At 64.2% G+C, this 20920-nt stretch carries 19 protein-coding genes and 2 tRNA genes; all 21 read left to right on the top strand.

The features are described from left to right. The first annotated feature begins 91 nt into the window (after positions 1-91). The 21 genes from SOM39_RS02605 to nusA all read left to right on the top strand — a co-directional run bounded on the left by SOM39_RS02605 (position 92) and on the right by nusA (position 20862). Complete coding sequence (locus SOM39_RS02605; protein ID WP_026069699.1) at positions 92-448, top strand: NADH-quinone oxidoreductase subunit A; 357 nt, start codon at positions 92-94, stop codon at positions 446-448. After that, a complete protein-coding gene (locus tag SOM39_RS02600) occupies positions 439-993 on the top strand; it encodes a NuoB/complex I 20 kDa subunit family protein (RefSeq protein ID WP_017354657.1) in 555 nt (184 codons plus the stop codon). The genes SOM39_RS02605 and SOM39_RS02600 overlap by 10 nt, the downstream gene beginning before the upstream one ends. Positions 994-1025: 32 nt before the next feature. Further along, complete coding sequence (locus tag SOM39_RS02595) at positions 1026-1775, top strand: NADH-quinone oxidoreductase subunit C (RefSeq protein WP_068853414.1); 750 nt, start codon at positions 1026-1028, stop codon at positions 1773-1775. Further along, positions 1772-3079 carry an NADH-quinone oxidoreductase subunit D gene (locus SOM39_RS02590; protein ID WP_068853412.1) on the top strand — a complete coding sequence of 436 codons (1308 nt, stop codon included), beginning with the start codon at positions 1772-1774 and terminating at the stop codon, positions 3077-3079. The genes SOM39_RS02595 and SOM39_RS02590 overlap by 4 nt, the downstream gene beginning before the upstream one ends. A gap of 94 nt (positions 3080-3173) precedes the next feature. Beyond that, positions 3174-3701, top strand: a complete 528-nt coding sequence (gene nuoE, locus SOM39_RS02585; protein ID WP_070207226.1) for an NADH-quinone oxidoreductase subunit NuoE — start codon at positions 3174-3176, stop codon at positions 3699-3701. Between the two features lie 3 nt (positions 3702-3704). Beyond that, positions 3705-5045: an NADH-quinone oxidoreductase subunit NuoF gene (gene nuoF / locus SOM39_RS02580; RefSeq protein WP_093532774.1), complete on the top strand. Its 1341-nt coding sequence runs from the start codon at positions 3705-3707 to the stop codon at positions 5043-5045. After that, positions 5042-7285 (top strand): NADH-quinone oxidoreductase subunit NuoG, encoded by a 2244-nt coding sequence (nuoG, locus tag SOM39_RS02575; RefSeq protein WP_320457389.1) that lies wholly within the window; start codon positions 5042-5044, stop codon positions 7283-7285. Before nuoF ends, nuoG begins: the two co-directional genes overlap by 4 nt. Beyond that, the gene (nuoH, locus tag SOM39_RS02570) at positions 7282-8373 is read left to right on the top strand and encodes an NADH-quinone oxidoreductase subunit NuoH (RefSeq protein ID WP_068853406.1); all 1092 of its coding nucleotides are present in this window, start codon (positions 7282-7284) and stop codon (positions 8371-8373) included. The genes nuoG and nuoH overlap by 4 nt, the downstream gene beginning before the upstream one ends. A gap of 3 nt (positions 8374-8376) precedes the next feature. Further along, on the top strand, positions 8377-8865 hold the full coding sequence (nuoI, locus tag SOM39_RS02565; RefSeq protein ID WP_320457388.1) for an NADH-quinone oxidoreductase subunit NuoI: 489 nt from the start codon (positions 8377-8379) through the stop codon (positions 8863-8865). A 6-nt stretch (positions 8866-8871) separates the two neighbouring features. Beyond that, complete coding sequence (locus SOM39_RS02560) at positions 8872-9531, top strand: NADH-quinone oxidoreductase subunit J (protein ID WP_176472628.1); 660 nt, start codon at positions 8872-8874, stop codon at positions 9529-9531. Continuing rightward, positions 9528-9833 carry an NADH-quinone oxidoreductase subunit NuoK gene (gene nuoK, locus SOM39_RS02555; protein WP_068853402.1) on the top strand — a complete coding sequence of 102 codons (306 nt, stop codon included), beginning with the start codon at positions 9528-9530 and terminating at the stop codon, positions 9831-9833. The genes SOM39_RS02560 and nuoK overlap by 4 nt, the downstream gene beginning before the upstream one ends. Before the next feature lie 7 nt (positions 9834-9840). Continuing rightward, on the top strand, positions 9841-12051 hold the full coding sequence (gene nuoL, locus SOM39_RS02550) for an NADH-quinone oxidoreductase subunit L (RefSeq protein WP_320457387.1): 2211 nt from the start codon (positions 9841-9843) through the stop codon (positions 12049-12051). A 23-nt stretch (positions 12052-12074) separates the two neighbouring features. Beyond that, the gene (locus SOM39_RS02545; RefSeq protein ID WP_068853397.1) at positions 12075-13583 is read left to right on the top strand and encodes an NADH-quinone oxidoreductase subunit M; all 1509 of its coding nucleotides are present in this window, start codon (positions 12075-12077) and stop codon (positions 13581-13583) included. A gap of 15 nt (positions 13584-13598) precedes the next feature. Next, complete coding sequence (gene nuoN / locus SOM39_RS02540) at positions 13599-15059, top strand: NADH-quinone oxidoreductase subunit NuoN (RefSeq protein WP_068854715.1); 1461 nt, start codon at positions 13599-13601, stop codon at positions 15057-15059. 108 nt (positions 15060-15167) lie between these two features. Continuing rightward, a tRNA-Met gene (locus SOM39_RS02535) sits at positions 15168-15244 on the top strand. A 213-nt stretch (positions 15245-15457) separates the two neighbouring features. Continuing rightward, positions 15458-16231 (top strand): RHS repeat-associated core domain-containing protein, encoded by a 774-nt coding sequence (locus SOM39_RS02530; protein WP_320457386.1) that lies wholly within the window; start codon positions 15458-15460, stop codon positions 16229-16231. Between the two features lie 71 nt (positions 16232-16302). Next, entirely contained in the window at positions 16303-17097 is a 795-nt protein-coding gene (locus tag SOM39_RS02525) for an RHS repeat-associated core domain-containing protein (RefSeq protein ID WP_320457385.1), read from the top strand. 182 nt (positions 17098-17279) lie between these two features. Continuing rightward, positions 17280-18185: an RHS repeat-associated core domain-containing protein gene (locus tag SOM39_RS02520; RefSeq protein WP_320457384.1), complete on the top strand. Its 906-nt coding sequence runs from the start codon at positions 17280-17282 to the stop codon at positions 18183-18185. Positions 18186-18244: 59 nt separating this feature from the next. Continuing rightward, a tRNA-Met gene (locus SOM39_RS02515) sits at positions 18245-18321 on the top strand. 431 nt (positions 18322-18752) lie between these two features. Further along, a complete protein-coding gene (rimP, locus tag SOM39_RS02510) occupies positions 18753-19343 on the top strand; it encodes a ribosome maturation factor RimP (protein WP_176472586.1) in 591 nt (196 codons plus the stop codon). A gap of 7 nt (positions 19344-19350) precedes the next feature. After that, positions 19351-20862 carry a transcription termination factor NusA gene (gene nusA / locus SOM39_RS02505; protein ID WP_068853387.1) on the top strand — a complete coding sequence of 504 codons (1512 nt, stop codon included), beginning with the start codon at positions 19351-19353 and terminating at the stop codon, positions 20860-20862. Positions 20863-20920 lie beyond the last annotated feature (58 nt).

The raw sequence follows: 20920 nt of genomic DNA, 5'->3' as shown, positions 1-20920 counted from the left end.
TCTGGCGCGCAAAGCGCCAGTAGCGTTTTCCGTCCACTCCCCCATGCCAAGACGCCTGCAGGCGTGGCGGCAGAGGCAAGAGAGAATCGCTGTGCTGGCCGAATATTTGCCGTCTCTGCTGTTTCTGATTGTTGCCACCGGTATCGGCGTTGCGCTGATGCTGGTCGGCCGGTTCCTCGGTCCCCGGCGTCCCGATCTGAAAAAGCTCTCGCCGTACGAATGCGGCTTCGAGGCTTTCGAGGACGCGCGCATGAAGTTCGATGTGCGCTACTACCTGATCGCCATCCAGTTCATCGTATTTGACTTGGAAATCATCTTCATCGTGCCGTGGACCCAGGTCTTCATGGAGCTGGGCGCACGTTCGCTGGTCACGATGGGCCTGTTCGTGGGCATGCTTTTCCTCGGTTTCATTTACGTCTGGAAGAAGGGAGCGCTGGAATGGGAGTAATTCAGACTCTCGATGGCCTGATGAACAACCCGGTCCCGGAAGGGCGGGTCGATGACATCCTGCGCCCCGAAGGCGACAACCCGCTGCTCGAGAAAGGCTATGTGACCACCAGCGTCGACGCGCTGTTGAACTGGGCACGTACCGGCTCGATGTGGCCCATGACCTTCGGTCTGGCCTGCTGCGCGGTTGAAATGATGCATGCCGGTGCCGCGCGCCTGGACCTTGACCGCTACGGCGTGGTGTTCCGCCCGTCGCCGCGCCAGTCCGACGTGATGATCGTGGCCGGCACCCTGGTCAACAAGATGGCCCCGGCCCTGCGCAAGGTCTATGACCAGATGCCGGACCCGAAGTGGGTCATCTCCATGGGCAGCTGCGCCAACGGTGGCGGCTACTACCACTACTCGTATGCAGTGGTGCGTGGTTGCGACCGCGTGGTGCCGGTGGACGTGTACGTCCCCGGTTGTCCGCCTACCGCCGAAGCGCTGGTGTACGGGATCCTGCAGCTGCAGAAGAAGATCTGGCGTACGCAGACCATCGCCCGCTGACATTCCTCCTGACAAGAGCACGCCAAGCCCCCATGGCAGAGCAAGCATCCTTCATCGACCGACTTTCCGCACGTTTCGCTGGTGCGCAGGTCTTCGTGGTCGAACCCCGCGGCGAAGTGACGCTGGAAGTGCCCGCCGCTGACTGGCATGCCACCGCTCTGGCGCTGCGCGACGAATTCGGTTTCGAGCAGGCCGTTGACCTGTGCGGCCTGGATTACCTCGGCTACGGCAGCGACGAGTGGGACACCTCCGATGTCTCCTCGCAGGGCTTCAGCCGCGGCGTCGAGGGCAAGTCCGTCGGCCGTTTCGCCTGGGGCGAGTTCCCCACCCGCGAAACCAGCGATGGCGCCCAGCCGCAGCCGGTGCCGCTGCAGCGCTACGCCGTGGTCGCCCAGCTGCGTTCCTACCAGCACAACCTCACCATGCGCATCCGCTGCTTTGCGCCGAACGAGGAACTGCCGGTGGTCGCCTCGCTGACCAGCGTGTGGCCGGGCCTGAACTGGTTCGAGCGCGAAGCGTTCGACCTGTTCGGCGTGATCTTCGAAGGCCACCCCGACCTGCGCCGCATCCTGACCGACTACGGCTTCGTGGGGCATCCGTTCCGCAAGGACTTCCCGCTGATCGGCAACGTCGAAGTCCGCTACGACGAAGAAAAGAAGCGCGTTGTCTATGAGCCGGTCACCTCGGTCGAGCCGCGTGTCGGCGTGCCGCGCGTGATCCGTGACGACGCCCGTTTCCAGACCGCTGCCGGCGAAAGCGCGCAGACGGAGGCAAGCAAGTGAGCCAGATCCACCAAGCCCACCAGGCGTTTGCGAGCAACCCGGCCGAACTGCGCCAGGAAATCCGCAACTACACCATGAACTTCGGTCCCCAGCATCCGGCCGCGCACGGTGTGCTGCGCCTGATCCTGGAAATGGACGGCGAAACCATCATGCGCGCCGACCCGCACGTCGGCCTGCTGCACCGTGGTACCGAAAAGCTGGCCGAATCCAAGCCGTTCAACCAGTCCATCGGTTACATGGACCGCCTGGATTACGTGTCCATGATGTGCAACGAGCACGCCTACGTGCGCGCCATCGAAACCCTGATGGGGATCGAAGCGCCCGAGCGTGCCCAGTACATCCGCACCATGTTCGATGAAATCACCCGCATCCTGAACCACCTGATGTGGCTGGGTTCCAACGCGCTCGACCTGGGCGCGATGGCGGTGATGCTGTACGCCTTCCGCGAACGCGAAGAGCTGATGGACTGCTACGAAGCGGTCAGCGGCGCGCGCATGCACGCGGCGTACTACCGTCCGGGCGGCGTCTACCGCGACCTGCCGGACCAGATGCCCAAGTACAAGGAATCGCGCTGGCACAAGGGCAAGGCCCTGAAGAACCTCAACGCCTCGCGCGAAGGTTCGCTGCTGGACTTCCTGGAAAACTTCACGGTCGAGTTCCCCGGCCGCGTCGACGAATACGAAACCCTGCTCACCGACAACCGTATCTGGAAGCAGCGTACGGTCGGCATCGGCGTGGTCAGCCCGGAACTGGCGCATGCCTGGGGCATGACCGGCGTGATGCTGCGTGGCTCGGGCGTGGCCTGGGACCTGCGCAAGAAGCAGCCGTACGCCAAGTACGATGCCGTGGATTTCGACATCCCGCTGGGCAAGGAAGGCGACTGCTACGACCGTTACCTGGTCCGCGTGGCCGAGATGCGCGAATCCAACCGCATCATCAAGCAGTGCGTGCAGTGGCTGCGTGCCAACCCCGGCCCGGTCATGGTCAAGAACTTCAAGGTCGCCCCGCCCAGCCGCGAGGACATGAAGGACGACATGGAAGCGCTGATCCATCACTTCAAGCTGTTCAGTGAAGGCTACTGCGTCCCGGCCGGCGAAACCTACGCCGCGGTTGAAGCGCCCAAGGGCGAATTCGGCTGCTACCTGATGTCCGATGGCGCCAACAAGCCGTTCCGCGTGCACCTGCGCGCGCCGGGCTTCGCCCATCTGTCCTCGATCGACTCGGTCGTGCGCGGGCACATGCTCGCCGACGTGGTGGCCATGATCGGCACCTACGACCTGGTGTTCGGCGAGGTGGACCGGTAATGGCCACCGCATGCACGATGCCTGACACCCGCCGGCTGCTGCCGGCGCTGCAGGTTCTGGTTTTTAACGATTTGGTATTCGCTGAGGTCGGCCGATGAAGGCGACGGGTAATTTCGAGGCGGCGCGCGACGTCGACCCGATGGTGGTGTTGAGCGACAAGACGCGCGCGCACATCGATCACTGGCTGTCCAAGTTCCCGCCGGACCGCAAGCGTTCGGCGGTGCTGCAGGGCCTGCACGCCGCCCAGGAACAGAACGCCGGTTGGTTGACCGACGAGCTGATCGCCGGCGTGGCCAAGTACCTGGACCTGCCGCCGGTGTGGGCCTACGAAGTGGCCAGTTTCTACTCGATGTTCGAGCTGGAAAAGGTCGGCCGCCACAACGTTGCCTTCTGCACCAACATCAGCTGCTGGTTGAACGGCGCCGAAGACCTGGTCGCGCATGCCGAGAAGAAGCTCGGCTGCAAGACCGGCCAGTCCACCGCCGATGGCCGCATCTACCTCAAGCGTGAAGAAGAATGCCTGGCCGGTTGCGCCGGTGCGCCGATGATGGTCATCAACGGCCATTACCACGAGCGCCTGACCGTCGAGAAAGTCGACGAGCTGCTGGACGGGTTGGAGTAAGACATGGCACATCATCACGCACCCCAGGGCCCGGTCGGTCCCGCACCGCTGCCGCACCAGGTGGTCTACACCACCTTGCACTACGACACCCCGTGGTCGTACGAGAACTACCTCAAGACCGGTGGTTATGCCGCCCTGCGCAAGATCCTCGAAGAGAAGATCTCGCCGGAGCAGGTCATCGAGATGGTCAAGCAGTCGAACCTGCGCGGCCGCGGTGGCGCCGGCTTCCCGACCGGCCTGAAGTGGTCCTTCATGCCCAAGGGCACCATGCAGAAGTACATCCTGTGCAACTCGGACGAATCCGAGCCGGGTACCTGCAAGGACCGCGACATCCTGCGTTACAACCCGCATTCGGTGGTGGAAGGCATGGCAATCGCCTGCTACGCCACCGGCAGCACCGTGGGCTACAACTACCTGCGTGGTGAATTCCACCACGAGCCGTTCGAGAACTTCGAGCAGGCCCTTGCCGACGCGTATGCGAACGGCTGGCTGGGCAAGGACATCCTCGGCAGCGGCGTGGACATCGACATCTATGGCGCGCTCGGCGCAGGTGCCTACATCTGCGGCGAAGAAACCGCGCTGATGGAGTCGCTGGAAGGCAAGAAGGGCCAGCCGCGCTACAAGCCGCCGTTCCCGGCCAACTTCGGCCTGTACGGCAAGCCGTCGACGATCAACAACACCGAGACCTATGCCTCGGTGCCGGCGATCATCCGCAACGGCCCGGAGTGGTTCCAGGGCCTGAGCCTGACCAAGAACGGCGGCCCGAAGATCTTCTCGGTCTCCGGCTGCGTGCAGAAGGGCGGCAACTTCGAAGTGCCGCTGGGCACCACCTTCGACGAACTGCTGGAAATGGCCGGCGGGCTCAAGCCGGGCCGCACCCTGAAGGGCGCGGTGCCGGGCGGCGTCTCGATGCCGGTGCTGAAGGCCGAAGAGCTCAAGGGCCTGCAGATGGACTACGACACCCTGCGTGCCCTGGGCACCGGCCTGGGGTCGGGTGCCATCGTGGTGCTCGACGACAGCGTGTGCTGCGTCAAGTTCGCCTGCCGCATCAGCCAGTTCTTCCACAAGGAATCCTGTGGCCAGTGCACCCCGTGCCGTGAAGGCACCGGCTGGATGCACCGCGTGCTCGAGCGCATCGTCGCCGGCAAGGCCACCATGGAAGACCTGCACCAGTTGAAGGCAGTGGCCGGCCAGATCGAAGGCCACACCATCTGCGCGTTCGGTGAAGCGGCGGCATGGCCCATCCAGGGCTTCCTGCGCCAGTTCTGGGACGAATTCGAGTACTACATCGTCAACGGTCATTCGATGGTTGACGGCAAGAAGGTGGAGGCAGCCGCCGCATGAGCGCGCAACCCAACAATCCTGGTGGCACCCCGGCGATCGTGCCGGAAGGGCATGTGACCGTCGAAATCGACGGCCAGTCCCTGGTCGTGCCCAAGGGCTCGATGATCATCCAGGCCGCCGACAAGGCGGGCATTTCGATCCCGCGCTTCTGCTACCACGAGAAGCTGCCGATCGCGGCCAACTGCCGCATGTGCCTGGTCGACGTTGAAAAGTCGCCCAAGCCTGCGCCGGCCTGCGCCACCCCGGTGATGGATGGCATGAAGGTTGCCACCCGCAGCGAAAAGGCCCTGAAGTTCCAGCGTTCGGTGATGGAGTTCCTGCTCATCAACCACCCGCTGGACTGCCCGATCTGCGACCAGGGCGGCGAGTGCGAGCTGCAGGACGTCTCGCTCGGCTACGGCCGTTCGGTGAGCCGCTTCAACGAGCGCAAGCGCGTGGTGCCCGACGAGGACATCGGTCCGCTGGTCGCCACCGAAATGACCCGCTGCATCCAGTGCACCCGCTGCGTCCGCTTCACCGCCGACGTCGCCGGTACCTATGAACTGGGTGGCATGTATCGTGGTGAAAACCTGCAGATCGGCACCTACGACGGCAAGCCGCTGACCACCGAGCTGTCCGGCAACGTCGTCGACGTGTGCCCGGTCGGCGCGCTGACCAACAAGGTGTTCCAGTTCCGCGCCCGTCCGTGGGAACTGACCGCGCGCGAATCGCTGGGTTACCACGACGCGATGGGCTCGAACCTGTTCCTGCACGTGCGCCGCGGCGAAGTGCTGCGTTCGGTGCCGCGCGACAACGAACTGGTTAACGAATGCTGGCTGTCCGACCGCGACCGTTATTCGCACCAGGGCCTGTACAGCGCCGACCGCGCCGTCAAGCCGCTGCGCAAGGTCAACGGCGAATGGCAGGAAGTGAGCTGGGCTGAAGGCCTGGCCGCTGCCCGCGAGATCCTGTCGGCCAACAAGGGCGACGACCTCGGCGTGCTGGTGCACCCGTCGGCCTCGAACGAGGAGGGCACCCTGCTGGCCCGTCTCGCCAGCGGCCTGGGTACCGGCAACATCGACCACCGCATCAACAATCGCGACTTCTCCGACGCCGCCACTGCCGAGATCTTCGGCCTGTCGCTGGCCGAGATCGAAGGCGCCGACAGCATCGTCGTGCTCGGCAGCAACATCCGCCACGAGCTGCCGCTGCTGCACGCCCGCCTGCGCAAGGCGCAGACCACGCGCAACGCGAAGATCCACGCGATCAACCCGGTCGATTTCGATTTCGCCTTCAAGCTGGCCGGCAAGCAGATCGTGGCCCCGTCGAAGTTCGTCGAGGCCCTGGGCAACGCCGACCTGCGCCAGGCCGTGACCGGCACCGCCGTGCTGATCGTCGGTGGCATCGCCGAAAACCACCCGCAGGCTGCCGCGATCCGCGCTGCCGCGCGTGACTTCGCCGCCGCCACCGGGGCCAAGCTGTGCCGCATTCCGCAGGGCGCCAATGCCGTGGGCCTGTCCCGCGCCGGCGTGCTGCCGGCCGGCAAGGACGTCAGCGCCATGCTGGCCCAGCCGCGCAAGGCCTATGCCCTGTACGGCATCGAGCCGGGTTTGGATTTCGCCGATACCGCCGCCGCCCGCAAGGCGCTGGCCGGTGCCCAGGTCGTGGCTTTCAGCCAGTTCGCCTGCGCCTCGACCCGCGATGTGGCCGATGTGATCCTGCCGATTGGGGCGCTGCCGGAAATCGACGCCACCCTGACCAACCTCGATGGTCGCGAGCAGTCGGCCCGTGCCGGCGGCAAGCTGCCGGGCGAGGCCCGTGAAGGCTGGCGGGTGCTGCGCGCACTGGGCGGCGAACTGGCCCTGGCCGGATTCGAGTTCACCGACCTGGCCGGCCTGCGTGCCAGCCTGGCTCCGGTCAGCGTCACCGTGTCCACCTCGGCGGCAACGCCGGTGACCGGCGACGGCCTGGAAGTGGCGTCCACCGCTGCGATCTACCGCACCGATGCAGTGGTCCGCCGCGCCCAGGCGCTGCAGTCGCACCCGCTCAACGCCGCGCCGCGCATCGTGCTCAATGCCGATGACGCCGCGCGCCTGCAGCTGGTCGAAGGGCAGATGGCCAAGGTCGGCACCGATGCCGGTCGCGCCACGCTGCCGGTGGTGGTCGACGCCCGTGTCGCCGCGGGCTCGGTCTGGATTGAATCGGGCCACGGTGCAACCGCACCGCTGGGTGCCGCACGCGTAACGGTGGTGGCTGCATGAACGAATTGCTGTTGAACGCGGTCGACCCGCTCCACCAATGGCTCCTGGGCCTGGGTGAGATTGGCGCGCTGCTCTGGATCGTGCTGAAGATCCTGGTGATCGCCATGCCGGTGATCATCGCGGTGGCATTCTTCGTGGTCTGGGAACGCAAGCTGATCGGCTGGATGCACGTCCGCCACGGCCCGATGTACGTGGGCATGGGCATCTTCCAGGCCTTCGCCGACGTCTTCAAGCTGCTGTTCAAGGAGATCATCCAGCCGGCGAGCTCGCACAAGGCGATGTTCGTGCTGGCGCCGCTGATCACCCTGGCACCGGCCTTCGCGGCCTGGTCGGTGGTGCCGTTCGATGCGCAGGTGGTGCTGTCCAACGCCAACGCCGGCCTGCTGTACCTGCTGGCGATGACCTCGCTGGGCGTGTACGGCATCATCCTGGCCGGTTGGGCGTCCAACTCCAAGTACGCCTTCCTGGGTGCCATGCGCGCCTCGGCGCAGATGATCAGTTACGAAATCGCCATGGGCTTTGCGCTGGTCGGCGTGATGATCGCGGCCGGCAGCCTGAACCTGAGCGGCATCGTGATGGCGCAGGCCGGCAACTCCGGCTTCTTCGACTGGTTCCTGATTCCGCTGTTCCCGCTGTTCATCGTGTACTGGGTGTCCGGCGTTGCCGAAACCAACCGCGCGCCGTTCGACGTGGTGGAAGGTGAATCGGAAATCGTCGCCGGCCACATGGTCGAGTACTCCGGTGGTGCGTTCGCGCTGTTCTTCCTGGCCGAATACGCCAACATGATCCTGATCAGCTTCCTAATCTCGATCTTCTTCCTCGGCGGTTGGCTGAGCCCGTTCCAGGGCTGGATCACGGCGGACATTTCGCCGTGGATCGACTGGATCTGGAAGGGCGGTGCCCCGTGGCTGCTGCTGAAGGTGTTCTTCTTCGCCAGCGCCTACATCTGGTTCCGTGCCAGCTTCCCGCGTTTCCGTTATGACCAGATCATGCGTCTGGGCTGGAAGGTCTTCATCCCGCTCACCATCGCGTGGATTGCGGTAACGGCTGTGATGGTGTTCTACGGCGTGATCCAGAAGGGCGTCTAAGTGATGAATCGAATTACCCATTACTTCAAAAGCCTGCTCCTGCTCGAGCTGCTCGGCGGTCTGTGGCTGACCCTGAAGTACACGTTCAAGCCCAAGTACACGCTGATGTACCCGATGGAGAAGTTCCCGCAGTCGCCGCGTTTCCGTGGCCTGCATGCGCTGCGCCGCTACCCCAACGGGGAAGAGCGCTGCATCGCCTGCAAGCTGTGCGAAGCGGTGTGCCCGGCGCTGGCCATCACCATCGATTCGGCCAAGCGCGAAGACGGCACCCGCCGTACCACCCGCTACGACATCGATCTGTTCAAGTGCATCTTCTGCGGCTTCTGTGAAGAAAGCTGCCCGGTGGACTCGATCGTCGAGACCCATATTCTCGAGTACCACTTGGAGAACCGTGGCGAAAACATCGTTACCAAGCCGCAGCTGCTGGCCATCGGTGATCGGCTTGAAGCCGAAATCGCCGAGCGTCGTGCCGCCGATGCCGCTTTCCGCTGAGGTTGAATGATGGATTGGGTAAATATCTTCTTCTGGGTCTTCTCCATCGTGGCGGGCATTTCCGCTGCGGCGGTGATCAGCGTGCGCAATCCGGTCTACGCCGTGCTGTGCCTGATCCTGACCTTCTTCTCCGTGGCCTGCATCTGGATCCTGGTCGGGGCTGAATTCCTCGGCGTGGCACTGGTCCTTGTCTACGTCGGCGCAGTGATGGTGCTGTTCCTGTTCGTGGTGATGATGCTCGACATCGACGCCTCCAACCTGCGCGAAGGCTGGGTCCGTTACCTGCCGCTCGGGCTGGTGGTCGCGGTCACCATGCTGGTGCAGATGCTGATCCTGATCGGCGTGAAGGGCAGGGCGGTCAACCCGCTGCCGGCCGACAACGCCGCCGCGCTGGCCGCCGACAGCTCCAACATCACCTGGCTGGCGCGCAGCCTGTTCACCGAGTACCTGCTGCCGTTCGAGTTCGCCGCCGTCATCCTGACCGTGGCCGTGGTCGCCGCCGTGATGCTGACCCTGCGTCGCCGCACCGGCCTGAAGACCCAGAACCCGACCGAGCAGACCATGGTCAAGGGCCGTGATCGCCTGCGCGTGGTCAAGATGGCGTCGGAAACCCCGGTGGTCCACACCAACACCAAGCCGTCCAGCAACGAGGAGGCTGCCCCGTGATCACCCTCGGTCATATCCTGGCACTCGGCGCGCTGCTGTTCTGCATCAGCCTCGCCGGCATCTTCCTCAACCGCAAGAACATCATCGTGCTGTTGATGTCCATCGAACTGATGCTGCTGTCGGTGAACATCAACTTCGTCGGGTTCTCGCGCGAAATGGGTGACACGGCCGGGCAGCTGTTCGTGTTCTTCATCCTCACCGTGGCCGCGGCCGAGGCCGCGATCGGCCTCGCGATCCTGGTAACCCTGTTCCGTACCCGCCGCACCATCAATGTCGGCGAAGTCGATTCGCTGAAGGGCTGATCCGTAGATGGAAATTACTCTCTCCAAGAGTCTGTTGATCGCCGTGGTGCTTGCACCACTGGTCGGCAGCATCATCGCTGGCCTGTTCGGTCGTCAGGTAGGGCGCATCGGCGCGCAGACCGTCACCATCCTGGGTGTCGCGGTCAGCTGCGTGCTGTCCAGCTACGTGTTCTACCAGCTGCTGTGGGGCGGCGCGCAGCCGTTCAACCAGAACGTCTACACCTTCTTCGAGGTCGGCCAGTATTCGGCGCATGTCGGTTTCATGATCGACAAGCTGACCGCGATGATGATGGTCGTGGTCACCTTCGTGTCCTTCCTGGTCCACGTGTACACCATCGGGTACATGCAGGATGACCCGGGCTACCAGCGCTTCTTCAGCTACATCTCGCTGTTCACCTTCTCGATGCTCACCCTGGTGATGAGCAACAACTTCCTGCAGCTGTTCTTCGGCTGGGAAGCGGTGGGCCTGGTGTCGTACCTGCTGATCGGCTTCTGGTTCAAGCGCCCGACCGCGATCTTCGCCAACATGAAGGCGTTCCTGGTCAACCGCGTGGGTGACTTCGGCTTCATCCTGGGTATTGCCGGCGTGCTGTGGGTGTTCGGTTCGCTGGACTACGCCACCGTGTTCGCCAATGCCTCGGACATGCTGGTCAACAGCCAGTACTCGCACGTCCAGGTGTGGTCCGGTGCGATCACCCTGTTTGGCAGCTCCCTCCAGATCACCGAGGCACCGGTCATCTGGGCGACCGCCACCATCATCTGCATCTGCCTGTTCATCGGCGCCATGGGCAAGTCGGCCCAGGTTCCGCTGCACGTGTGGCTGCCGGACTCGATGGAAGGCCCGACCCCGATCTCGGCGCTGATCCACGCCGCGACGATGGTCACCGCGGGCATCTTCATGGTCACCCGCATGTCGCCGCTGTTCGAGCTGTCGCAGACCGCGCTGAACTTCGTGCTGTTCATCGGTGCCACCACCGCGTTCTTCACCGGCCTCATCGGCATCGTGCAGAACGACATCAAGCGCGTGGTCGCGTATTCCACGCTGTCCCAGCTGGGTTACATGACCGTTGCACTGGGCGTGTCGGCCTACTCGGCGGCCGTGTTCCACCTGATGACCCACGCCTTCTTCAAGGCGCTGCTGTTCCTCGGCGCGGGCTCGGTGATCATCGCCATGCATCACGAGCAGGACATGCGCAAGATGGGCGGCCTGCGCAAATACATGCCGATCACCTTCATCACCATGTGGATCGGCACCCTGGCCCTGGTCGGTACGCCGTTCTTCTCCGGCTTCTACTCCAAGGACACCATCATCGAGGCCGCGCAGCACCACGCGCACGTGTCGTCGAGCTGGGTGGCGACCTATGGCTACTGGGCCGTGCTGGGTGGCGTGATCGTCACCAGCTTCTACAGCTTCCGCCTGCTGTTCCTGACCTTCCATGGCAAGGAACGCTTCCGCGACTCGCATGATGATCATGGCCATGGCCATGACGATCACCATGCCGCTGATGCGCATGCCGATGCCCATCATGGCGACGCCCACCACGGTGACGCGCACCATGACGACCACGGCCATGGCCACGGTCCGCATGAGCCGCACGAAACTCCGTGGGTGGTGACGCTGCCGCTGATCCTGCTGGCGATTCCGTCCATCTTCATCGGTTTCTTCAGCATCGGTCCGATGCTGTACGGCACCGACTGGGCCGGTCACCATGCCGAGCACGGCATCCCGGGCCAGGTGCATTCGTTCTTCACCGGCGTGGTCGATTTCTACGACCCGGCACGCAACACCATTGGTGCCCTGGCTGAAGAGTTCCATGGTCCGGTGGCGTTCGCCCTGCACGGCATGATGGCTCCGGCCTTCTTCCTGACCGTGGCAGGCTTCCTGCTGGCGGCCCTGTTCTACCTGTGGAAGCCGGAACTGGCCACGAAGTCGCGCAAGACCTTTGCGCCGCTGGTGTCGGTGCTGGAGAACAAGTACGGGTTCGACAAGCTCTGGATCGGCGGTTTCGCCGGTGGCGGCATCAAGCTGGGCAAGGTTTCGCGCGCGATCGACACGAACATCGTCGATGGTGTGGTGGTCAACGGTTCGGCACGCCTGATCGATCTGGCGGCCAACCTGCTGCGTCGCACCCAATCCGGTTTCCTCTATCACTACGCCTTCGCGATGATCATCGGCCTGATTGCCCTCCTGGGCGTCCTGATGCATTACCTGCGTTGATGACCTGTACGGAATAAGAAGACGTGTCGAACTGGCCTCTACTCAGTGTTCTCATCTGGCTGCCGATCCTCGGCGGTGCCTTGATCCTTGCCATCCGTGATGCGCAGACCGCCCGTTGGGCGTCGCTGGGCGTGGCGGTACTGACCTTCGTGATCAGCCTGTCGCTGCTCAGCGGCTACGACGTGGCCAACGACGCACTGCAGTTCGTCGAGACCCGCGCCTGGATCCCGGCCTACGACATCGGCTACAACCTGGGCGTGGATGGCATCGCCATCGCGCTGATCCTGCTGACCACCCTGGTCTCGGTGCTGGCGCTGATCGGTGCCTGGAGCGCCATCGACAAGCGGGTCAACCAGTACGTGGCCGCCTTCCTCATCCTGGAAGGCGTCACCGTGGGCATCTTTGCTGCGACCGACGCGATGCTGTTCTACGTGTTCTTCGAAGCGATGCTGATCCCGATGTTCCTGATCATCGGTGTCTGGGGCGGCCCGCGCCGCATCTACGCCGCGCTGAAGTTCTTCCTGTACACCTTCCTCGGCTCGGTGCTGATGCTGGTGGCGCTGATCTACCTGTACCTGAAGGGCGGCAGCTTCCAGCTGGCCGACCTGTACCAGCTGCAGCTGTCGGCCCAGGAGCAGACCTGGATCTTCTTCGCCTTCCTGATCGCCTTCGCGGTCAAGGTGCCGATGTTCCCGGTCCACACCTGGCTGCCGGACGCCCACGTGGAGGCGCCGACCGCCGGTTCGGTGATCCTGGCCGCCATCGCCCTGAAGATCGGTGGCTACGGCTTCCTGCGCTTCAACCTGCCGATCGTGCCGGACGCCTCGCAGGAATGGGCATGGCTGGTCATCGCGCTGTCGCTGATCGCGGTGATCTACGTCGGCCTGGTCGCCCTGGTCCAGGACGACATGAAGAAGCTGATCGCCTATTCTTCGATCGCGCACATGGGCTTTGTCACCCTGGGCACCTTCATCGCCCTGTGGCTGGTGCGTGATGCCGGCAACGCCGATGCAGCCCGCCTGGGCCTGCAGGGTGCGATGGTGCAGATGGTCTCGCACGGTTTCGTGTCCGGTGCGATGTTCTCCTGCGTGGGCGTGCTGTACGACCGCATGCACAGCCGCCGCATCGCCGATTACGGCGGCGTGGTCAACGTGATGCCGTGGTTCGCCACCTTCGCCATGCTGTTCTTCATGGCCAATGCCGGCCTGCCGGGCACCAGCGGTTTCGTGGGCGAGTTCATGATCATCATGGCCAGCTTCCAGCGTAATCCGTGGCTGGCCCTGGCCGCCGCAACCACGCTGGTGATCACCGCTGCCTACACGCTGTGGCTGTACAAGCGCGTGTTCTTCGGTGAAGTGGCCAATGCGCATGTGGCCGAACTGAAGGACATCAACGGCCGTGAATGGCTGGTGTTGGGTGTGTTCGCCGTGGGTACGCTGGCGCTGGGTCTGTATCCCAAGCCGCTGACCGACCTGATGGAACCCTCGATCGCGAAGCTGGCGATGCAGATCGCATCCAGCAAGTTGCTGTAATTCCAGGATTTGATGATGACCACCTCGCCGCTGTTGCCACTGACCGCCGCTGACCTGCCGCCGCTCGCTCCGGAGCTGGTGCTGATCGGCAGTGCGTTCACCCTGTTGATCCTCGATCTGTTCATCAGCAAGCAGAACAAGATCTGGACCCACCTGTTCTCGGTCGCTGCACTGGCGGTCGTGCTGTTCATGCTCGCCACCGGCGTGGGCGGGCAGGGCGAGGTCTTCCACGGCATGTTCGTCCGCGATACCGCGGCCGACGTCATGAAGGCCGTGATCGTGCTCTGCAGCGGCCTGACCCTGGTCTATGGCTGGAGCTACCTGCGCGAACGTGATCTGTTCCAGGGCGAAATCCCGGTACTGATCCTGTTCGCCACCTCCGGCATGATGATCCTGGTGTCGGCCGGCAGCCTGCTGATGGTGTACCTGGGCCTGGAACTGCTGGCGCTGTGCTCCTATGCGCTGGTCGCCAGCAACCGTGACAACGGCCTGGCCACCGAAGCGGCGATGAAGTACATCGTGCTGGGTTCGCTGGCCTCGGGCCTGCTGCTGTACGGCATGTCGCTGGTCTACGGTGCCACCGGTTCGCTGCACCTGGATGCCATCAACGCGGCCATCCCGAACTCCGACGAGAAGATGCTGCTGCTGACCGGCGCGGTGTTCATGATCGCCGGCGTGGCCTTCAAGCTCGGTGCCGCCCCGTTCCACATGTGGCTGCCCGACGTGTACCAGGGTGCCCCGGCACCGGTTGCGCTGTTCATCAGCTCGGCCCCGAAGCTGGCCGCGTTCGGCATGGCCTACCGCCTGCTGGAAGTGGGCGTGGGCCCGCTGTCGGACGAATGGAAGTACCTGATTGGTGGCCTGGCCGCGCTGTCGCTGGTGGTCGGCAACCTGATGGCGATCGCGCAGAGCAACCTCAAGCGCATGCTGGCGTACTCCACCGTGTCGCACATCGGCTTCCTGCTGCTCGGCATCGCCGGTGGCGGCGAGCGTGGCTATGCGGCGGCGCTGTTCTACGCCCTGAGCTACGCGATCATGTCCACCGCCGGTTTCGGCGCGATCATCGCGCTGTCGCGCAACGGCTTCGAAGCCGAGAAGATCGACGACCTTAAGGGCCTCAACGCCCGCAACCCGTGGATGGCAGGCCTGGTCCTGTGCATCATGGCGTCCATGGCTGGCATCCCGCCGTTCCTGGGCTTCTGGACCAAGCTGGCGGTGCTGGGCGCGGCCATCAACGGCGGCATGCTGTGGCTGGCCATCCTGGGCGTGATCTGTGCGGTGATCGGTTGCTTCTACTACCTGCGCGTCATCAAGGTCATGTACTTCGATGAGCCGGTGGGCGAGCCGCTGCCGGCCAACAACGACCGCGTGCTGGGTGTGGTGCTGGGCGTGAATGCCCTGGCGCTGCTGGCGCTCGGCCTTGCCTGGAACCCGATCATGGTGTGGTGCCAGCAGGCTTTTGCGCATCTCGCCTGAAAAACGATACAAAGCTGCGCAATTAGTGTAATATTCGTTTCCTGAGTTGTTGATGCAGCGGTTTCGCCAGAACATCGTTGCGGTACGGATCAACTCAACCACTTCTGCTGCGGGGTGGAGCAGTCTGGCAGCTCGTCGGGCTCATAACCCGAAGGTCGCAGGTTCAAATCCTGCCCCCGCTACCAAATAGCCCCGGTGCATGCCGGCGGCAGTGGACGAAAAAGCGATCCCGGCAACGGGGTCGCTTTTTTGTTGGGTGGTGCAGGGCAGGGGCGGCGGGTCAGAGCCCCGCTCTACACGCCCTTTTAATTGCGGTGGGCGTATTTCGTGGGCTTGTCGGGGGACACACGCATAAGTCGGCTCACAGGCCAGGGGTGACCGTGTCCTCATCGTCTTCCATGCTTGGCTATAACGGGGTTTTGCATGAGGCCCCCGGGTCCTGGCAGATCCTCGGCAATGGGTACCGCGTGTACAACCCGGTGCTGATGCGGTTTCACAGCCCCGACGACCTGAGCCCGTTTGGCAAGGGCGGTCTCAACGCTTACACCTATTGCCGGCTTGATCCGATCAATCAGGTGGATCCCAGTGGCCACTGGTCGCTCAATGTGTTCGCAAACCTGGTCGGCTTCAAGTTCCGGACCCCGCTGCTGACGCCGGTATTCGTCACCACGGCGGGTTCGTTGGCAGCGGTGGGTCTGGCGGTGGCATCCACCAACGATACGCAGCGGAAACTTGCGATAGCCGGGGCGGTGATACTGGCTGCTGGTGCGCTCACGACGGGCCGTCACGTCTGGATGAAGCGCAAGATACTCCCGACGCCAACCACGCCGACGCCAGCAGCTACCCCCTTTACAGCGTCGGCGCCGCCCATGGCACCACTCACGCCGACAACACCGGCCGCGCCCGTTCCGCTCTCACCCCCCGCGCGATTTGGCACGCCAACGGTGTCCAACCGCGTGGCGCCGTCGAGCCCGCCGCCGACAGTCGCGATCCGGCGCGCGCAGCCTCGACGTCGTGCCGTGGTTTCGTCCGACCTGCCCCCACCACCGCCGCCGCCATCTGTCCTGCGCACTGCACGCGAGCCGCCCCGGGTGTCGCTGCGTGTGCGCCAGGCGACCATCCGCGAAGGGTCGGCACGGTGGGACCAGGCGACGCCGATTTACCCTGTATGACGGTGCCGTGTGCCATTCGCCTTGCAGGCCTCAGCCGCCGGCAGGCCAGTCATGCCCTGCCGGCAGTGCGCGTGCGACTCGGCTACAACGGCGTGTTGCACGAGCCGGGCAGGTGCTGGCAGTTTCTGGGCAATGGCTACCGGATCTACAACCCGCGGCTGGGGCGCTTCCACAGCCCCGACGACAGCAGCCCCTTCGACCGTGGTGGGATCAACGCCTATAGCTATTGCGCTGGCGATCCGATCAACCATGCCGATCCCACCGGCCACTTCCTGATGCCGATCGCGACGTTATTCGGAGGTGGCGCGGTGGCGTTGTTCGGCGCGTCCGGTGCAGTTGCCATCACCGGCGACAGCAAAAGTGCAAAGTTCCTGGCCATGCTGGGAGGCGCCTTTGCTGTCGCGGCGCTGGCGGCGCTCGGCGCTCGCGCCTTGGTCCGCAGGCAATCGAGCTCGCGCCTGGGAGAGGTGCGCATCCACCGCGGAAAGAACAAGGACTGGCTCGACGTCCATGGAAGTTCCAACGGGTCCCTGGTCGGCAACACGCCCATGGACGGTACCGAGATGACCGCGTTTCTCAGGTCGAAGGGGCTGGGCGACAAGCCGCTGATCTATCTGTCGTGCAACTCGGGGACCGGGCCGGCGCCGCAGGCGCAGGTGGTGGCCGATGGCCTGGGGCAGCCGGTCATCGGCTTCGTGGGCCCGGTCGCAGGCAATGCGTTCACCCACAGGCCCATGGGCGTGTACCACGCCAGGGTGTTCCATCCCCAGACCGGACTTGCACGGGTCAACACGGCCATACGCAATACCGCGCTGAACCGGAGAACCCGGGCGAGCGTGATGCAGCGCCTGTCGGGCTTGCGGTGAGGGTACCGACGACCCCATATCCGCATGCGCGTTATCGCCCTAGCGGCGCAGGCAGTGCGGGCACGCTGATGTTGCAACAGGGGCGGGGAACACGTCATCACCACGGTTTAATTCCGCCGGGCCAATGATCGGCGCGTCGGGGGACACACGCCTGGCGCGGACCGCGCGCCGAAGGGGGTTCCATGCCGTCACTTCCCACAACCTGGCCGCGCGCCGGCCACCAAGGGGAGACCCGTGGCTGGCTGGGCTACAACGGCCAGCTGCATGAGCCGGGCGCAGCCTGGCAGTTCCTGGGCAATGGGTATCGCATCTACAACCCGGTGCTGATGCGCTTTCACAGCCCGGATGAGAGCAGTCCATTCGGCGGAGGTGGCGTGAACGTTTACGCCTACTGTGGCGGCGATCCCGTTAACTTCTCTGATCCCAGCGGACATTTCATGGCTCCGATCGCCGCTTTGATGGGGCTTGGTGCAGTGGCAATGGGCGTGGCGGCGGTTTCAAAAGTCGTGTCGGGTGATCGAAAGGGCGCCGCCCTGTTCGGTGCCATTGCGGGCGGTCTGTTGCTGGGGGCTGGAATACTTGCAGGTGGTCATGCGCTGTATTCGACACGTTCCGCGATCCCCGCAGTAAAAATTGCGCAAGGGCGAGGATTGCAGGGTGAGATCATCATTCGTAGACGTTACGCCCACGGCGGCGTGGGCATGTCGATTCTGGGGCACGGCAGCCCTTACAGGGTAAAGTGGGGTTCAACACCGTTGGACGGGCGCCAGTTGGCTCAGCACGTGAAGGCAACGGGTGGCGGTCGCGCTCCGGTGGATTACATTGAACTCAACGCCTGCTTCGGAGCGGCTGGGGGCAAGGCAGCAATGGGGCAGGTAATTGCCGATGATTTCGGTGTCCCGACATTTGCTTACCCTGAAAGAACATTTGGCGGTTGGGGCGCAACTGGGAAGTTGACGGCGCCGCATCCTCCGGTGGCGTTCCAGCCCCAAACCGGAATCAAGCGGGCGGCTTCAGCCGTCCGGAATTCCGAACTGCACAACCGTGCCAGGGGGCGGAGTACGCAGCGGCAACTTCGGCTCATTTGACCAGTCACTGCATCAGGGGTTGCCAACGTTGCCAACTCCCATTACAATTCCGCTTCTGCTGCGGGGTGGAGCAGTCTGGCAGCTCGTCGGGCTCATAACCCGAAGGTCGCAGGTTCAAATCCTGCCCCCGCTACCACAGAAAATCTGCAGTGCAGATGCAGTAGACGAAAAGGCGATCCTGGCAACGGGGTCGCTTTTTTCGTTGGGACGGGCAGCGGCCTCAACGAAGCTGAATGCAGGGGCGGATCCGGCCATCTGGCGCCCGCGCCCGTTGCACCAGCGCGGTGCAACCGCTATCATCCACGGCTTAGCGGACTACCTGACTGGACCCATTCCCTGGAATGCGGACCGTCCCGCGACCGGCTTCCGGGCCGTGCGACTTCCCCTCAGGTAGTCGTGACCCCCCGGAAGGCTGGGCTCGCAGCTTCACGCACCGCGCGTGATCTGCAACCGGAATCCAGCATGACCGGAGTCGTACCGGACAAGGGGCCCAGCGGGCCCTTTGTTGTTTCCGGGCCCCAGGCCGTGCGCCGGGGCAGCACCTCTTTCAACGAACCAAGGCAGACTGTGAGCGACAAGGCAACCGAAATCGCGAATCTGCTCGCCCCCACCGTTCAGTCGCTGGGTCTCGAGCTGCTGGGTGTGGAGTACCTGACCGCCCCGGGCGGCGCAACGCTGCGCCTCTATATCGACGTGCCGCTGGCAGAACAGCCCGAGCGTGTCGTCAACATCGACGACTGCGAACGCGTGAGCCGCGAAGTGTCGGCCCAGCTGGACGTGGAAGACCCGATCACCGCCAACTACACGCTGGAAGTGTCCTCGCCCGGCGTGGATCGTCCGCTGTTCACCTTCGACCATTTCGAACGTGCGGTGGGCGAGTCGGCCAAGGTCACCCTGAAGCTGCCGCAGGACGGCCGTCGTCGCCTGCAGGGCGAAATCCTCGGCGTCGATGCCGAGCAGAAGACCGTCACCTTCAAGGTCGACAATTCCCCGTTTACCGCCGACGTCGAGAATATCGAGAAGGCACGCATCATGCCGGACTGGGCCGCCCTCGGCCTGGCTCCGACCAAACCGACTGGCCCGGCACCCAAGCAGGGTGGCAAGGCGAACAAGAAACCATCCAACGAGCCGGCGGCCAAGAAGCCGCGCGCGGAGTGAGCCAACAATGAGCAAGGAACTTTTGCTGGTAGTGGACGCGGTCGCCAATGAAAAAGGCGTTCCGCGTGAAGTGATCTTCGATGCGATCGAAGCAGCACTGGCGTCGGCCGCGAAGAAGCGCTATCCCGATGAGGAAGTGCTGGCGCGCGTGTCGATCGACCACAAGGACGGCACCTACGAAACCTTCCGCCGCTGGGAAGTGGTGGCCGATGACGTGGTGATGGAATCGCCCGACCGTCAGGTTCGTCTGATGGATGCCATCGACGAAGCCGAAGGCGTCGAAGTGGGCGATTACATCGAAGAGCAGATCGAAAACCCGGACTTCGGCCGCATTGCGGCGCAGGCCGCCAAGCAGGTGATCGTCCAGCGCGTGCGCGAAGCCGAACGCCAGCAGGTGGTCGATGCGTGGAAGGACCGCGTGGGCGAGCTGGTCACCGGCGTGGTCAAGCGCGCCGAGCGCGGCAACATCTACGTGGACCTGGGCGGCAACGCCGAGGCGTTCATCCCGAAGGACAAGGGCATTCCGCGCGACGTGCTGCGCGCTGGCGACCGCGTGCGCGGTTACCTGGCCGAAGTCCGTTCGGAACCGCGTGGCCCGCAGCTGTTCATCAGCCGCGCCGCCCCGGAATTCATGATCGAGCTGTTCAAGCTCGAAGTGCCGGAAGTGGGCCAGGGCCTGGTCGAGATCAAGGCCTGTGCCCGCGATCCGGGCGACCGCGCCAAGATCGCCGTGCTCGCCCACGATGCGCGCACCGATCCGATCGGCGCCTGCATCGGCATGCGCGGTTCGCGCGTGCAGGCGGTGTCCAACGAGCTCAATGGCGAGCGCGTGGATATCGTGCTGTGGAACGACAACCCCGCCAACTTCGTCATCAATGCGATGGCGCCGGCGGAAGTGCAGTCCATCATCGTTGATGAAGACAAGCACTCCATGGACCTGGCCGTCGCTGAAGAGCGCCTGGCCCAGGCGATCGGCAAGGGCGGCCAGAACGTGCGCCTGGCCAGCCGCCTGACCGGTTGGCAGCTCAATGTGATGACCCAGGACCAGGTGACCGCCAAGTCCGAGGCAGAGCAGGGCGTTGCCCGCCAGCTGTTCATGGACAAGCTGGAAGTGGATGAAGAAATCGCCGCCATCCTGGTGACCGAAGGCTTCAACACCGTGGAAGAAATCGCCTACGTCCCGGTCGGCGAACTGCTGGCCGTGGAAGGCTTCGACGAAGACATCGTCGAAGAGCTGCGTGCCCGTGCCCGCGATGCGCTGCTCAACGAAGCGCTTGCGGTGGAAGAGGGTCTGGAAGATGGTTCGCCGTCCGAAGACCTGCTCGCCCTGGAAGGCATGGACGAGGCAACCGCCTACGCCCTGGCCGGCCACGGTGTGCGTACGAGTGAGGACCTGTCGGACCTGGCCGCCGATGAGATCCTCGAGTTCGGTATCGAGGACATGGACCAGGAGCGCGCCGCCGCCCTGATCCTTGCCGCCCGAGCCGAGGAGATCGCCCGCCTGGAGCGCGGCGAATGAGCCAGCGATGAACAGTGCCCTGACCCGATCAGGGCTTAGACTCCGCGCTGCCTTCGCC

The organism is Stenotrophomonas sp. CFBP8994, assembly GCF_034044835.1.
GTDB classification, from domain to species: domain Bacteria; phylum Pseudomonadota; class Gammaproteobacteria; order Xanthomonadales; family Xanthomonadaceae; genus Stenotrophomonas; species Stenotrophomonas rhizophila_A.
The sequence above is the reverse complement of the archived record's forward strand: the minus strand, read 5'-3'. Positions and strand labels throughout refer to the sequence as shown.

Coding starts and splice junctions, on each gene's coding strand:
- SOM39_RS02600 (WP_017354657.1), top strand. CDS start 439: ATGGGAGTAATTCAGACTCTCGATGGCCTGATGAACAACCCGGTCCCG.
- SOM39_RS02595 (WP_068853414.1), top strand. CDS start 1,026: ATGGCAGAGCAAGCATCCTTCATCGACCGACTTTCCGCACGTTTCGCT.
- nuoE (WP_070207226.1), top strand. CDS start 3,174: ATGAAGGCGACGGGTAATTTCGAGGCGGCGCGCGACGTCGACCCGATG.
- nuoF (WP_093532774.1), top strand. CDS start 3,705: ATGGCACATCATCACGCACCCCAGGGCCCGGTCGGTCCCGCACCGCTG.
- nuoG (WP_320457389.1), top strand. CDS start 5,042: ATGAGCGCGCAACCCAACAATCCTGGTGGCACCCCGGCGATCGTGCCG.
- nuoH (WP_068853406.1), top strand. CDS start 7,282: ATGAACGAATTGCTGTTGAACGCGGTCGACCCGCTCCACCAATGGCTC.
- nuoI (WP_320457388.1), top strand. CDS start 8,377: ATGAATCGAATTACCCATTACTTCAAAAGCCTGCTCCTGCTCGAGCTG.
- SOM39_RS02560 (WP_176472628.1), top strand. CDS start 8,872: ATGATGGATTGGGTAAATATCTTCTTCTGGGTCTTCTCCATCGTGGCG.
- nuoL (WP_320457387.1), top strand. CDS start 9,841: ATGGAAATTACTCTCTCCAAGAGTCTGTTGATCGCCGTGGTGCTTGCA.
- nuoN (WP_068854715.1), top strand. CDS start 13,599: ATGACCACCTCGCCGCTGTTGCCACTGACCGCCGCTGACCTGCCGCCG.
- SOM39_RS02530 (WP_320457386.1), top strand. CDS start 15,458: ATGCTTGGCTATAACGGGGTTTTGCATGAGGCCCCCGGGTCCTGGCAG.
- SOM39_RS02520 (WP_320457384.1), top strand. CDS start 17,280: ATGCCGTCACTTCCCACAACCTGGCCGCGCGCCGGCCACCAAGGGGAG.
- nusA (WP_068853387.1), top strand. CDS start 19,351: ATGAGCAAGGAACTTTTGCTGGTAGTGGACGCGGTCGCCAATGAAAAA.